Genomic DNA, 13,985 nt, shown 5'->3' on the forward strand with positions numbered 1-13,985 from the left:
TACAACGCATGAAGCGAATGGCCGGACTTTCCGCACTTGCCTTGATTATCTCCAGCACCAGCGGCTGCGGATGGGTCTGGGGCCCGGAAGGTTATTTCCGTGACCGTGGTAGCGATTACCTGGAAGCGCAACAGACTGCACCGATGCAACTGCCACCGGATGTCAGCACCTCCAAGCGTCTGGATCCGCTGTTGCCGATCCCGCGTAACGTCGCTGATGACACCGCCAAGGGCGAATACATTGTGCCGCGTCCTCAGCCGCTTTCGGCCGTTGCCGATGCCAGCGATTATTCGCTGCAGAAGAGCGGTGATTCGCGTTGGGTCGTGGCTCAGCATCCGCCGGCCGAAGTCTGGCCAGTGGCTGTGCAATTCTTCCAGGACAACGGTTTCCGCCTGGATGAACAGCGCCCGCAGACCGGTGAGTTCACCACCACCTGGCAGCATTCCGACGAACTGTCTGCGGCCATGGCCAAGCGCCTGAGCGCAGCCGGTATCGCCAGCGACAGCGAAACCCGTGTGCGTGTGCGTATCGAGCCGGGCGTGCAGCGCAACACCAGTGAAATTTACGTGGTCAGCGCCGAGCGTCCTGCCGGCAGCACTGCCGACGTCGCTTTCACCAACCGTTCGGTCAACACTGGCCTCGACGCGGCGCTGGTCGACGACATGCTCGCGAGCATGAGCCGGATCTCCGAGAAGGGCGGTTCGGTGTCGATGCTGGCCTCGCGTGATTTCGATACCCCGAGCCGTGTCAGCCTCAGTGAAGACGGCAGCGGCAACCCGGTGTTGAACGTCGGTACCGATCTGGACCGCGCCTGGTCGAGCGTTGGCCGCGCACTGGAACAAGGCGAATGGCGCGTTGAAGACATCAACCGCAGCCTGGGCCTGTACTACATCAACCTGGCTGAAAAAGCCGAGAAGAAAGACGACAAGCCTGGTTTCTTCAGCAGCCTGTTCGGCAGTGCGCCAAGCAAGGAAGAAGTTGAAGCCCGTGCCGAGCGTTATCAGGTTCGCCTGAGCAAGGTTGGCGAGAACATTCAGGTAACCGTCGAGAAAAACATCAACACCGTCGCGCCGGCTGAAGTGGCACGCAAAGTGTTGAGCGTGATTCAGGACAACCTGGGCTGATCAACCATGCGTTTTGCCGTTCTCGGCAGCGGTAGCCAAGGGAACGGCACGCTGATCGCCAGTGCTGATACGTATGTGCTGGTGGATTGTGGTTTTTCCCTGCGGGAAACCGAAAAACGCCTGTTGCGCCTGGGTGTGAACCCGGCGCAACTGAGCGCGATACTCGTAACCCACGAACATGCCGACCACGTGCATGGCGTGGGTTTACTGTCTCGGCGCTACAATCTACCGGTCTACCTCAGTCGCGGCACACTGCGCGGGATGCGCAAACCGATTGAACCCGCAGGCTTTCTGGCCGGCGGCGAGCAACTGCAGATCGGAGCACTGAACATCGGGGTCATTGCCGTGGCTCATGATGCGCAGGAACCGACACAGTATGTCTTCAGTGATCACGAGCAGCGGCGCTTCGGCCTGCTGACCGACCTGGGTTCCTACTGCGAGCGGGTGCTGGACGGTTATCGGGACCTCGATGCGTTGATGATCGAGTCCAACCATTGCCGCGACATGCTGGCCCGTGGTCATTACCCGTACTTTCTCAAGCAACGGGTGGGCGGCGAGCTGGGACATTTGAACAACCATCAGGCGGCATTCCTGGTGTCCGAGTTGGGCTGGCAGGGCTTGCAACACCTGGTCCTGGCCCATCTGAGCAGCAAGAACAACATGCCGCAGCTGGCCCGGCAATGTTTTGTCGACACCCTCGGGTGCGACCCGGACTGGCTGCAACTGGCCGATCAAGATTCAGGGCTCGACTGGCGCCACATCGCCTAGCCCACCTACTTAGCAAGCGGAGCCCATCATGGAAAAACGTGAAGAACTCTACCGCGGCAAAGCCAAATCGGTTTACAAGACCGACGACGCTGACCGCTTGATCCTGCTGTTTCGCAACGACACCTCGGCGTTCGACGGCAAGCGCATCGAGCAGCTCGACCGCAAAGGCATGGTCAACAACAAGTTCAACGCCTTCATCATGCAGAAACTCGAAGCGGCCGGCGTACCGACCCAATTCGACAAGCTGCTGGGCGACAACGAGTGCCTGGTGAAGAAACTCGACATGATCCCGGTCGAGTGCGTCGTGCGTAACTACGCCGCCGGCAGCCTGGTCAAGCGTCTGGGCGTCGAAGAAGGCCTGAAGCTCAATCCTTACACCTTCGAGCTGTTCCTGAAGGACGACGCCAAGGGCGACCCGTTCATCAACGAATCCCACGTCGTGGCATTCGGTTGGGGCACCGCCGAACAACTGGCTCGCATGAAAGAATTGTCGCTCAAGGTCAACGAAGTGCTGACCAAACTGTTCGACGACGCAGGCCTGCTGCTGGTCGACTTCAAGCTCGAATTTGGCGTGTTCAGCGACGGCTCCATCGTCCTCGGTGACGAGTTCAGCCCGGACGGCTGCCGTCTGTGGGACAAGGACACCAAGAAGAAGATGGACAAGGACCGCTTCCGTCAGGGCCTCGGTGACGTCATCGAAGCCTACGAAGAAGTCGCCAATCGTCTGGGCGTACCGCTTTAATCGACGCAAGCATCTGATAGCACGAAGAAATTTTCGAAAGAGGGTTTGCTTTCGGTAAAAGTGTTGTTATGATGCGCGCCGTTGGAGAGATGCCAGAGTGGCCGAATGGGACGGATTCGAAATCCGTTGTACCTTCACCGGTACCTAGGGTTCGAATCCCTATCTCTCCGCCATAACATGGAAAAAGCCCCGTAGATGAAAATCTACGGGGCTTTTTCGTTTCTGCGAATCCAGTATTCGTGGCGATAGCGCTGAAGCGCGTCGTGCGCGGTGAGCTCATCGGCAGAGAGGCAATTTAAGTAAACACAGCCTCGGCCGACATTAGAGACACAATGCTCACAGGACTCACCGACCCCTTTAAAGTCGCGTTCTCAGAGTAGGGGGCTGTCTTTATTGGCCAGCTATCAGCCGCCAAATCACACCTGTCGTCGTTTATCCTCTGCCCAGCCATGAGGCCATCGCTTTCACTAAAGTGGATACTTGCTCGCCTCGGCCGTGAAAGGCGCATCCAGCGAGTTCCAGCCTCGCTCCCTATTTGAATTGGTTTGAATATGAAAATTCCACCATCAGCCCAAGGTGCTCACCGCGTTTCTGAACGTCAGTCCGTCAAGTCAGGCGGCAGCGCTGCTCCCCGCGTCGAAGAGTGCGAAGTGCTGGTTGCGCAGCCGCCAGCGTTCGAGGATGGCGAGCCGCCAGTCGGCGTGGTTATCCATGCGTATTACCCCGAAGTGCTGAAAGATATTCTGGGCCGTTTGATTAAACTGTCCGAACGTCTGCATCTCTACGTAACCTGCGTAGCCGGACGTGAAGATGAGATCCGTACTCAGCTGACGGCCAGTGGATTGAGTTATTCGCTATACCGGGTGCCGAATCACGGCAGGGACGTTTTGCCGTTTCTGCGGATGCTGCCGCTCTTGCGTGCCGATAACATCCGCATGCTGGTCAAGCTGCACACCAAGCGTTCGCTGCACTTGGGCGGGGAGATCGATTGGGGCGTTGAACTATTCGATGATCTGCTGGGCCCGGTACGCTTCAGTCGAGCGCTGGAACACCTTGCCGATCCGGTGCATGTGCCGATGCTGGGGCCTCAGCGATACCTGGTGCCCGTCACCCGATTCCTCAGCGAAAGCAATCGCGCGTTGCTTGTCACCCTGGCCGAGCGTGGCGGCATTGATCCGCAAGGCATCAACGACGCGGATTATTTTGCCGGCACCATGTTCTTTGCGCGCATTGAAGTGTTTGCGCCTCTGGAACGGATGCAACTCGCGGGTAGCGATTTCGAAGCTGAAAATGGCCAGCTCGACGGCACCCTGGCCCACACCTTAGAGCGTTTTTTCGGCGTTCTGGCGAATGTTGGTCGCCAGCAGCGCAATATCGACCTTTACCACCGCTGGCTTGCGAGCCGGCAACTGGCCGCCGTCGAGGTCGAGGGTCTACCCGCGCGACTGGCGAGCTGGCCGCGGCAACCGGATGTGTTGTTGGTGTTGACCGATACTACGGGGGATATCGGACTGTTGCGTTCCAGCCTGGAAAGCATCGACCGCCAGCTTTATCGGGCGGCGGCCATCGTGGTGCTCTCCAATGCTGAACCTGTAGGCGTGACGCCGGCCGATAATCTGGTCTGGCTGCCGTTGGCCGAATCCTGGCCGAGCCAGCTTAATGAACTGTTGCAGGAGATCGACGTTGACTGGTGGTACCTGTTGCGTGGCGGAGACGAACTGGATCCCCACGCACTGCTTTTGCTCGCCGAAGGCATCGCCCTCAATCCCGGTGTCAGCGCCTGCTACAGCGATGAAGACTCACTGACTGCTGAAGGCTGTCGGAGTCCGGTATTCAAGCCGGATTTGAATCTGGATATGTTGCGCAGTTATCCCTATGTCGGCCGCGCACTGGCTTTCAGTCGCGAAGCCGCGTTATCTGCCGACGGCTTTGATCCCGCCTTCAGCGAACTGGCGCCCCATGATTTGCTTTTTCGGCTGATTGAAACTCACGGTCTGGGTACTGTCGGGCACCTCGCGGATGTGCTGGTGCACCAGGCAATCAATTTCCCCCAGTGGCTCGGTGAACCCCAGGTCATCGCGAATTCGGCGGCTATCGTCGGCGCGCACTTGCAGCGCCTGGGCGTGGCGCATGAGCTGCAGCCCGGACCTTTGCCAATGGCTAACCGCGTGGTCTACCAACATGCGGAACAGCCGCTGGTCTCTATCCTTATTCCCACCAAGGACTGCCTGCCGATGCTACTGCGCTGCATCGAAAGCGTCATGGAGAAAACCAGCTATACGAATTACGAACTGATCATCGTCGACAACAACAGCGAAACCGTCGAAGCACGGGACTGGTTCAACGGCATGGAGCAGTTGAACAATCCCAAAGTGCGCATCCTGCGTTATCCGCACCCGTTCAACTATTCGGCGATCAATAATTTTGCCGCCAGCCATGCCCGTGGCGATTACCTGGTGCTGCTCAACAATGACACGGTAGTCATTGATGGCGACTGGCTTGGTGCGATGCTCCATCACGCCCAGCGGCCAGAAGTGGGAATAGTGGGCGCCAAACTGTTATTCCTCGACGGGACGGTTCAGCATGCTGGCGTGGTACTCGGGTTGCGTGGGGTTGCAGACCACCCGTTTATCGGTGATTCAATGCAGTCCAACGGCTACCTTCACCGCTTGCATCTTGATCAGAACTACAGCGCGGTCACCGCCGCCTGCCTGATGATCAGCACCGAGCTGTACCAGCAAGTGGGTGGAATGGACGAGGTCGGCCTGGCCGTTTCCTTTAACGATGTGGATCTGTGCCTGAAAGTCGGCCAGGCTGGGCGGTTGATTGTCTGGACGCCATACGCGGTGCTCGTTCACGAAGCCAGCGTGAGCCAGAACAACGTCGACACCACCAAGGAGGAAGCCAAGCGCAAACGCTTCCAGCGCGAACAGTCGATGATGTACCAGCGTTGGCTTGCACAGATCGCCAATGATCCGGCCTATAACCGCAACCTGACCCTGGAGGGCAGTGGTTTCTCCTCCAAATACCGCACCGATACTGACTGGCACCCGTTTGCCAGTCGTGAGTTGCCTCACGTGTTGTGCCACCCCCTCGACTCTTTCGGCAGCGGACATTACCGCGTGCGTCAGCCTTTCGCGGCCCTGAAAGCCGCACAGTTGATCGGCGGCGCGGTGAGCGACGAGGGACTTCAACCGACAGCACTGGAGCGCATGGCGCCGGACTCGATCATTTTCCAGGGGCAACACACCACGCCGCATCTGGAATACATGCAGGCCACCAAGGCGTTTTCCAGGGCCTTCAAGGTCTACGAGCTGGATGACTATATCCTTGACGTGCCTGCTGGCAATTTGAGCCACGAATTGCTGCCCAAAGACATCACCAAACGCTTGAAGAAAGCCGCAGGGCTGTGCGACCGGTTGGTGGTATCGACCGAGCCGCTGGCCAATGCGCTCAAGGGGTTCAACGCCGACATTCGGGTCGTGGAAAACCGTCTGCCGAGCCATTGGTGGAGCGGCCTGACCAGCCATCGCCAGCAGGGCCGCAAGCCTCGAGTCGGCTGGGCCGGCGGCTCGAGTCACAGCGCCGACCTGCAAGTCATTGCCGAAGTGGTTCGTGCGCTGGCAGGGGAAGTTGAATGGGTGTTCATGGGGATGTGCCCACCGGCACTGCGTCCCCATGTTCATGAGTTCCATAGGGGGGTGAGTATCGAAAAATACCCGCAAAGACTGGCCAGCCTGAACCTGGACCTGGCTTTGGCACCTCTGAAAGACAACTTTTTCAACGCCTGCAAAAGCAATCTGCGCTTGTTGGAATATGGCGCCTGTGGTTTCCCCGTGATCTGCTCGGACATCCCTTGTTATCGTGGTGATTTCCCGGTGACGAGGGTCAGGAACAGATCGCAAGACTGGATTGCTGCCATACGCGAACACCTTGCTGAACCCGATGCCAGCGCCAAGGCTGGAGAGGCTCTGCGCAGCGTTGTGCTTGAGAACTGGATGCTCAAGGACGAACATCTGTTGGCGTGGCGAAACGCCTGGCTGGCGGACTGAACAAGAAGCCTGCGCGCTTTCTGGTCTTTTGATGCCGGCCCGAAAAAAAGCCTCACAGCCTTGAAGCTGTGGGGCTTTTCCATTTCCGCACTGTCTTGCCGAGCGGCTAAATCTCCTTGACCGGCGTCTCCCCATGAACAGCCTTGATCAACCCGATCACGTGCAGACAATCCGCCTTGTTCACATACGACTCGCCACTGGCGATGGTCTCGTGGTTACCCGCCCGCAATCTCCAGCGCCATTGTCCTTTGCCGGTGCTCGGGGTGCCTCTGGATTGCCTGTAAATCTCGAAATACATTCACTTCGCTCCATGCGATTCGTTAGTGCGACAGCCTGTGTGGCGCATGGTCGCAAGCCTAGCGCAGACGGTTTTTTTGGCCATCGGACATTTGTTTCCAATCGTTCGCGGATGTTTCTGAAGGCCGCGAGCTAGAGCGCAGCAATAGGCCTGCGGATTGGCCAATATGACGCCGTTAGACCCTTGCAACGCCGCCGACGCTACTGCTTAATACGGGACGGCTCATGGCGTCGAATATCGTTCGACGACCGACAATCACTATAAGAAGAGCACTCCTTTGACTGAGCACGGAACGCAACAGGCCGGGCAGGTGACGTTATCGCTGGTGGTCCCCGTTTTTAATGAGGAGGACAGTCTCGACACGTTTCTGCGGCGCATCAATGAGGTCTTTCAGGCGCAAGCGTTGATCGATCTTGAGCTGGTATTCGTCAACGACGGCAGCACCGATGCCACGCTCGAACGTCTGCTCGAACAGCAGCGGCATGATGCGCGCCTGCGTATCGTCGACCTGAGCCGCAACTTCGGCAAGGAAGCAGCATTGTCCGCCGGTTTGCAGATTGCGACCGGGCAGATCGTGGTGCCGATCGACGCTGATCTACAGGACCCGCCCGAGGTCATTGTGCAGATGATCGAGCGCTGGCGAGAAGGCTTTGAAGTGGTGCTCGGTCACCGCATCAGCCGTCGCAGCGATACCTGGGCCAAACAGACATCGGCGCACTGGTTCTATCGCCTGCACAACAAGATCGCTGAACAGCCTTTGCCCGAGAATGTCGGCGATTTTCGTCTGATGGATCGCTGCGTGGTTGATGCCTTGCTGACCCTGCCGGAGTCCCGGCGCTTCATGAAAGGCCTGTTCGCCTGGGTCGGCTTTCGCACCACCCACGTCGATTACGAGCGCCCGGAGCGCGTCGCGGGACAGAGCAAGTTCAATGGCTGGCGCCTGTGGAACTTCGCGCTGGAAGGCATCACCAGTTTCAGCACTGAACCGTTGCGGATCTGGACGTATGTCGGCGCGTTGGTGTCATTGGTGTCATTTGCCTTCGCCATATTCATTGTCCTACGCACGCTGATTCACGGTATCGACATGCCCGGTTATGCCTCGCTGATGGTGGCCGTGACCTTTCTCGGCGGGCTGCAATTGATTGGCATCGGGGTGCTCGGTGAGTACCTGGGCCGCACGTATATTGAATCCAAACGCCGGCCGGTTTTTCTGGTGCGTCGCGTCTACGACCCCAAGGACTGATACATGGATCTCAAGGAAACCGACATCCTCGGCGACAGCATCAACGAGCATTGGTATTACCGTTCAAAGGCTGCGGCCACAAAGCGTATGCTGGGGGATGCGCCCATCAGCCGAATCCTCGATGTCGGCGCCGGTTCAGGGTTTTTCTCCCACCACTTGCTGACGCATACCGATGCCCGCGAAGCGTGGTGCGTGGATATCAGCTATCCGGCCGACTCCAGTGCAACCACCGCCGGCAAACCGGTGCACTACCGGCGCGGGATTGAAAGCATCGAGGCCGATCTGGTGCTGTTGATGGACGTGCTGGAGCATGTCGATGATGACCTCGGCCTGCTCAAGATGTATGTCGACAAAGTGCCATCGGGCAGCCGGTTTCTGATGACGGTGCCGGCATTCCAGTTCTTGTGGAGTGGCCACGATGACTTTCTTGAGCACAAGCGCCGTTACACCCTGGCGCAGTTCGAAACCCTGGCGCGGGATGCCGGTCTGACGGTGCAGCGCGGAGCCTATTATTTCGGCGCGGTGTTTCCGATCGCGGCGGCGTTGCGCCTGCTGCCGCAGGGCGCGCAAGCCCAGGCGCCGCGCTCGCAGCTCAAGCGTCATCATCCGCTGGTGAACGGCGTCCTCAATACTTTATGCCGCCTCGAACTGCCGTTGATGAGCATGAACCGTCTGGCCGGGTTGAGTGTGTTCGTGCTGGCGCGCAAACCGTGACCTCGACGCAAAAAAACGCATTGATTCAGCGGGGTTTACGCTTTGCCGTGACCGGATTGTTCGTCACTGCGCTGCATGCGTTGGTGGCGGTGTTGTTCATCAATTTCATTGCTGCGCAACCGCCACTGGCCAATGGCGTGGCGTTTGCCGTGGCGACGGTGGTTTCCTATGTAATCAACACCACCTGGAGTTTTTCTGCCCGCTTGCACGGACGAACCCTGGTGCGTTTTCTGTTGGTGTCCATGGGCGGCTTTTTCCTCGCGATGTTCGTTGCCTGGGCCGCGCAGGCTGCCGGGCTGCACTATCTACTGGGCATCGTTGCAGTAGCACTGACGATTCCCGCGTTCACCTTTGTCTTGCACAACTTCTGGACGTATCGATGAAGGCTTCAGGAAACCATCCGGCGCTGGGCCTGTTGCCTTTACTGCTCGGCGTACTGGCATTTTTCTGTGTGATCGGGCCGCAAGCGCTGGATCCGCAAAACATTGCCTGGCTGGAGCAGGGTGATCCGGCGACGCATTATCTGGGCTGGGAGTATTTTCGCCATTCACCCTGGACCTTTCCGCTCGGACTCAACCCGTCCTATGGTCTGGAACTGGGCAGTTCGATCATTTTTTCCGACTCCAATCCGCTGCTGGCGCTGCTGTTCAAACCGTTCAATGCCTGGTTGCCGGCGACCTTCCAGTATTTCGGTCTGTGGCTACTGGCGTGTTTTGTGCTGCAAGCCTGGTTCGCCTGGAAACTGCTGGGGTTGATGACGGGCAATCCGCTGATTCGCTTGCTGGGCACCGGTTTGCTGGTGGTTTCACCGCCGATGTTCCTGCGCATGGGCGGACACCTTTCCCTGTCCGGGCATTTTCTGATTCTGGCAGCGCTGTACCTGGCGTTGTTGCCGAACCTGTCTCGACGTCGTCTGGCCTGGGGCGCGCTGCTGGCGGTGACGGCGATGGTGCATGCGTACCTGCTGGCGATGGTGGCGTTGATCTGGGTGGCGGATCTGCTTGGCAAGACCTTCAGCCAACAATTGACTCGGCGTCAGGGGCTGCTGGAAGGCCTGTTGCTGTTTGCCGTGGTGAGTGTGTGTTGCTGGCAGGCCGGTTACTTCGCGATTGCCGACGGCGCGCAGTCCGGCGGTTTCGGTTTGTACCGGATGAACCTGCTGTCGCCCATCGACCCGGCGGGCTGGTCGTTCATTTTGCCGGATCTGCCGAAAGCCAGCGGCGATTACGAAGGCTTCAACTACCCGGGCCTCGGCGTGCTGTTGCTGGTGCCGTTGGCGCTGATTGCCTTTCTGAGAAATCGCCAGCCGCTGAAGGATGAGCTTCGCGTTCGTCCTTGGCTGTTGCTGGCGCTGATCGGTTTGTGGCTGTTCGCGCTATCGAACCAGATCGGTGTCGGTGCGCACACGTTCAGCTACCCGCTGCCGAAAATCGCCCTCAAACTGGCCAATATTTTTCGCGCCTCGGGGCGGATGTTCTGGCCGGTGTTGTACGCGCTCGTCCTGATGGTGATCTTCCTGCTGGTGCGCGGTTACCGCCCGCGCATCGTCGTCGCGCTGCTCGCGGTGGCGTTGACGATACAGGTCATCGACACGCGCAACGGCTGGATGGGCTTGCGCAACAGCAAGATGATGACGCCCTCCGCAGAATGGCCAACGCCGATGCGCGATCCGTTCTGGGCGAGTGCAGCGGCGCATTACTCGAAGGTGCGCAGTCTGATGCCGCAGAATCAGTCCGAACGCTGGCAGGTGATTGCCGGTTTCGCCGCGACCCATGGCCTGAAAACCGACGCTGTTTATCTGGGACGCATGAGTGCCAAAGCACTGGATCAGGCTCGGCAGAAAACGCAGCGCATGCTTGAGTCGGGTCAATACGATGCCGACTCGTTGTACATCCTCGACGATTCCGTACTGGCCGATGCCGCCAAAAGCATCAACAGTGAAACGGATCTGCTGACCAGAGTGGATGGTCTGGTGGTGCTGGCGCCGGGCTGGAAGCGTTGCTCGCGGTGCCTGAGCATGCCGGATGAAGGGCGGCAGATGTCATCGCTGGCGTTGATGCGTCCCGGTCAGGCGCTGATCTTCAACTACGCCGCCCGGCAGTTGACCAGTGGTTGGTCCATCCCGGAAAACTGGGGAACATGGTCGACGGGGCTGCAGGCGCAACTCGACTTGCGGGTGACACCCGAGGCGCGCTCGATTGCGCTGGAGGTCATGGCATTCGTTTTGCCGCAACACCCGGCGCAGCGAGTGATTGTCAGTTTGAATGGCGAGCAGGTGCTGAGCACGCGGCTGGTACAACTTGAGGATAATCATCTGGAGATCCCGATCAGTCCTGCGATCCGTCAGCATCTGGCTGACAATGATCGCCTGACGATCGAGCTGCAATTGCCCGACGCCGTCAGCCCTGAACAATTGGGCATCAATGACGATTCGCGAATCATGGGACTGGGCTTGAAGCGCCTGACGGTGAACTGACGCAGCGTGGCGATGGACGGCGGGGCCTTAGCCTTTCTACACTGCCGGTATTCCGGGGGGCAGGGGGCAATGGATGAACCGCAATGAACTTCGCAAGGCCGACATCAACCTGATGGTGGTGTTCGAGACCTTGATGCTCGAACGCAACGTGACCCGGGCGGCCGAGAAGTTGTTTCTCGGCCAGCCGACCATCAGCTCGGCGCTCAATCGCTTGCGCACCATGCTCAACGATCCACTGTTTATCCGCGTCGGCCACCGCATGGAACCGACGGCTCGTGCCGAGGATATTTTCCGCCATCTCAAGCCTGCGCTGGATTCACTGTCGGTTGCACTGAGCCTGACCCGTGATTTCGACCCGGCCGTGAGCACCATGACGTTTCGCATCGGTCTGTCCGATGACGTCGAGTTCGGCCTGCTGCCGCCGCTGTTGCGTGTGCTGCGTCAGGAAGCGCCGAACGTGGTGTTCGTGGTGCAACACGTCGATTACTGGCGCATTCCCGATCTGCTCGCGGCGGGTGATATCACGGTTGGCATCAGCCAGACCCGTGGCTTGCCGGCCAATGCCAAGCGCAAACTGCTGCGGCACATCCAGCCCAGCATCCTGCGCGCCGACGCCAGCGATACACCGCTGACGCTGGATGAATATTGCGCGCGCCCCCACGTACTGGTTTCGCACACGGCCAACGTCAGTGGGTTTGCGGATGAGTGGCTGGCAGAGCTGGGTCGTACCCGTCAGGTGGTGCTGTCGGTGCCGCAATACAGCGCGTTGCCGGCACTGCTGGCCGGCACCGACCTGATCGCCAGTCTGCCGGATTACACCGCCGCCGCCATGGCGGCCTCCGGGTTACTGTTCAAGGAACCGTTTCCGTTCAAGACGCCGACGCTGGACCTGTCGATGGTCTGGCTCAGTCATGTGGACAGCGATCCGGCGGAGCGCTGGTTGCGTTCCAGGCTGGAGCAGTTCATGAGCGAACGGCCACTGACGCTATCCTGAGCTACAACACTTCCCTGCAGGAGCTGCGGCACGCTGCGATCTTTTGATCTTCAAATCCCAAGATCAAAAGATCGCAGCCTCGTTTCACTCGACAGCTCCTACAGGGATTAGTGATGAGCTGCATGTGCTATACGTACGACCTTTCTGCCAACCACCGGGGACCTGCAATGCCACACCTGCACATGGAATACACCGCCAACCTGCCGCAGTTGAACGCCGACGTCGCGTTGATGCGGTTCAACAACACCTTGGTGGGCTCCGGTCAGTTCGCGGCGGAGTTCGATATCAAGAGCCGTGCGGTGAAAGTCGAGACCTTCAAGGTCGGCACCGCGATGGCCGAGCGCGCCTTCGTCTATGTGAAGCTGGCGCTGCTCAGCGGGCGTTCACCGCAGGTCAAGAAGCAATTGTCAGAAAGCCTGTTGGCAGTCTTGCAGGACCTGTGCGAATGGCCGGCCGGTGTCGAGGTGCAGTTGTGTGTCGAACTGGTCGACATGGACCGTGAGTCCTACAGCAAAACCGCCATTGGCGTGTAGGAATCAGGCTGCTTCGAGTTCGCCGCACACCTTGACCACCTGCTCGCGCAACCAGAGGTTGGCGCTGTCCTGATCAACGCTCTGGCTCCACTGCATGTCGAGGGTGAAGCCCGGCAGGCCGTTTGGCGCCTCGCAGTGATTGAACACGGCCTCGTTGGTCAGCAAGCGCTGGATGCGGCGGGGCAGGGTGAGGATGAAGTCGGTCCCCGTGATCATTTTCAATGCCGCGCTGTAGCTGTTCGAGCGCGCGACGATCTGACGCTTCTGCGCCTGCCGCGCCAGCCAGCCATCGACCATGTTGGTGGTCGACGTCCATGGCGTCGGGAACACGTGCCGGCGTTCGGTAAAAGCCTGCAGGCTCAGGCGCGGCTCCAGTGGCGTGGCACGTTTGTCGAAGACGCAGACCAGATCGTCCTCCAGCAGCATTTGTGATTTCAGGTCAGCGTGATGACGGTGGAAGTTGGGGCCGAAGCTGATCACCAGATCGAGGCTGCCATCGCGCAGCTCATCCGCCGGGACATCGGTCTCGAATTTGTGCATGTTGACCATCACCGGCAAATCGTCGAAATCGAAACGCTTCAACAGACGCGGCAGGATCAGTTGCTCGAAGTATTCCGGGGCGCAGATGTTGAAGGTGACGGCTTGTCGGGTCGGGTCGAACGTGGGGGCACCGGCGTGGCAGAGGTTGATGCTTTCGAGGATCTTCTGCACATGGCCGTACATGGTGCTGGCCTTGTAGGTCGGACGCATGCCGGTGCGGGTGTTGATAAACAGTTCGTCTTCGAAACTGGTGCGCAGTTTTTTCAAACAGTAACTGACCGTTGACTGGCTGACGAACAGGGTTTCCGACACATCGGTGACGCTGCTCTGCTCATAAACAGCGATAAACACCATGAGATCCTGCATGTCGAGCTTTCGAAGCAAGTTACTGTTCAGCATCCGTTCCGTCCCGCTGTGCTCCTTGCGCTGAATCCGCGCAAACGTGTGCGAATGATCCTAACGGAACGATGGTGCCAGGACAAAGCCCTGTAGGACGTTTCA

Annotated in this window: 12 protein-coding genes and 1 tRNA gene; 11 read left to right on the forward strand and 2 right to left on the reverse strand. The window is 58.9% G+C overall.

The window, feature by feature from the left end:
* The first annotated feature begins 8 nt into the window (after positions 1–8).
* The 5 genes from bamC to M9827_RS03585 all read left to right on the forward strand — a co-directional run bounded on the left by bamC (position 9) and on the right by M9827_RS03585 (position 6,686).
* Positions 9–1,124 (forward strand): NlpB/DapX family lipoprotein, encoded by a 1,116-nt coding sequence (gene bamC / locus M9827_RS03565; RefSeq protein WP_250603526.1) that lies wholly within the window; start codon positions 9–11, stop codon positions 1,122–1,124.
* 6 nt (positions 1,125–1,130) lie between these two features.
* The gene (locus M9827_RS03570) at positions 1,131–1,892 is read left to right on the forward strand and encodes an MBL fold metallo-hydrolase (RefSeq protein ID WP_129390454.1); all 762 of its coding nucleotides are present in this window, start codon (positions 1,131–1,133) and stop codon (positions 1,890–1,892) included.
* 28 nt (positions 1,893–1,920) lie between these two features.
* Positions 1,921–2,634 carry a phosphoribosylaminoimidazolesuccinocarboxamide synthase gene (gene purC / locus M9827_RS03575; protein ID WP_250603528.1) on the forward strand — a complete coding sequence of 238 codons (714 nt, stop codon included), beginning with the start codon at positions 1,921–1,923 and terminating at the stop codon, positions 2,632–2,634.
* Between the two features lie 83 nt (positions 2,635–2,717).
* Positions 2,718–2,807, forward strand: a tRNA-Ser gene (locus M9827_RS03580).
* Between the two features lie 378 nt (positions 2,808–3,185).
* Entirely contained in the window at positions 3,186–6,686 is a 3,501-nt protein-coding gene (locus M9827_RS03585; protein ID WP_250603530.1) for a glycosyltransferase, read from the forward strand.
* Between the two features lie 106 nt (positions 6,687–6,792).
* Here the strand turns inward: M9827_RS03585 and M9827_RS03590 are convergent, their stop codons facing one another.
* On the reverse strand, positions 6,793–6,984 hold the full coding sequence (locus M9827_RS03590) for a YegP family protein (RefSeq protein ID WP_250603532.1): 192 nt from the start codon (positions 6,982–6,984) through the stop codon (positions 6,793–6,795).
* 277 nt (positions 6,985–7,261) lie between these two features.
* Here M9827_RS03590 and M9827_RS03595 point away from each other — a divergent pair, with 277 nt between their 5' ends.
* The 6 genes from M9827_RS03595 to M9827_RS03620 all read left to right on the forward strand — a co-directional run bounded on the left by M9827_RS03595 (position 7,262) and on the right by M9827_RS03620 (position 12,944).
* A complete protein-coding gene (locus M9827_RS03595) occupies positions 7,262–8,227 on the forward strand; it encodes a glycosyltransferase family 2 protein (RefSeq protein ID WP_250603534.1) in 966 nt (321 codons plus the stop codon).
* Positions 8,228–8,230: 3 nt separating this feature from the next.
* Positions 8,231–8,941, forward strand: coding sequence for a class I SAM-dependent methyltransferase (locus M9827_RS03600; protein WP_250603536.1), 711 nt, complete (start codon positions 8,231–8,233; stop codon positions 8,939–8,941).
* A complete protein-coding gene (locus M9827_RS03605) occupies positions 8,938–9,324 on the forward strand; it encodes a GtrA family protein (protein WP_250603538.1) in 387 nt (128 codons plus the stop codon). Before M9827_RS03600 ends, M9827_RS03605 begins: the two co-directional genes overlap by 4 nt.
* Positions 9,321–11,417 carry a DUF6311 domain-containing protein gene (locus tag M9827_RS03610; protein ID WP_250603540.1) on the forward strand — a complete coding sequence of 699 codons (2,097 nt, stop codon included), beginning with the start codon at positions 9,321–9,323 and terminating at the stop codon, positions 11,415–11,417. The genes M9827_RS03605 and M9827_RS03610 overlap by 4 nt, the downstream gene beginning before the upstream one ends.
* Before the next feature lie 73 nt (positions 11,418–11,490).
* The gene (locus tag M9827_RS03615) at positions 11,491–12,411 is read left to right on the forward strand and encodes a LysR substrate-binding domain-containing protein (protein WP_250603542.1); all 921 of its coding nucleotides are present in this window, start codon (positions 11,491–11,493) and stop codon (positions 12,409–12,411) included.
* Between the two features lie 167 nt (positions 12,412–12,578).
* Positions 12,579–12,944, forward strand: coding sequence for a 5-carboxymethyl-2-hydroxymuconate Delta-isomerase (locus M9827_RS03620; RefSeq protein WP_250603544.1), 366 nt, complete (start codon positions 12,579–12,581; stop codon positions 12,942–12,944).
* Between the two features lie 3 nt (positions 12,945–12,947).
* Here M9827_RS03620 and M9827_RS03625 read toward each other — a convergent pair whose 3' ends face one another.
* Positions 12,948–13,883, reverse strand: coding sequence for a LysR family transcriptional regulator (locus M9827_RS03625; RefSeq protein ID WP_250603545.1), 936 nt, complete (start codon positions 13,881–13,883; stop codon positions 12,948–12,950).
* Positions 13,884–13,985 lie beyond the last annotated feature (102 nt).

This window comes from Pseudomonas sp. AKS31 (assembly GCF_023634765.1).
Lineage (GTDB): Bacteria > Pseudomonadota > Gammaproteobacteria > Pseudomonadales > Pseudomonadaceae > Aquipseudomonas.

Coding starts and splice junctions, on each gene's coding strand:
- bamC (WP_250603526.1), top strand. CDS start 9: ATGAAGCGAATGGCCGGACTTTCCGCACTTGCCTTGATTATCTCCAGC.
- M9827_RS03570 (WP_129390454.1), top strand. CDS start 1,131: ATGCGTTTTGCCGTTCTCGGCAGCGGTAGCCAAGGGAACGGCACGCTG.
- purC (WP_250603528.1), top strand. CDS start 1,921: ATGGAAAAACGTGAAGAACTCTACCGCGGCAAAGCCAAATCGGTTTAC.
- M9827_RS03585 (WP_250603530.1), top strand. CDS start 3,186: ATGAAAATTCCACCATCAGCCCAAGGTGCTCACCGCGTTTCTGAACGT.
- M9827_RS03590 (WP_250603532.1), bottom strand. CDS start 6,984: ATGTATTTCGAGATTTACAGGCAATCCAGAGGCACCCCGAGCACCGGC.
- M9827_RS03600 (WP_250603536.1), top strand. CDS start 8,231: ATGGATCTCAAGGAAACCGACATCCTCGGCGACAGCATCAACGAGCAT.
- M9827_RS03610 (WP_250603540.1), top strand. CDS start 9,321: ATGAAGGCTTCAGGAAACCATCCGGCGCTGGGCCTGTTGCCTTTACTG.
- M9827_RS03615 (WP_250603542.1), top strand. CDS start 11,491: ATGAACCGCAATGAACTTCGCAAGGCCGACATCAACCTGATGGTGGTG.
- M9827_RS03620 (WP_250603544.1), top strand. CDS start 12,579: ATGCCACACCTGCACATGGAATACACCGCCAACCTGCCGCAGTTGAAC.
- M9827_RS03625 (WP_250603545.1), bottom strand. CDS start 13,883: ATGCTGAACAGTAACTTGCTTCGAAAGCTCGACATGCAGGATCTCATG.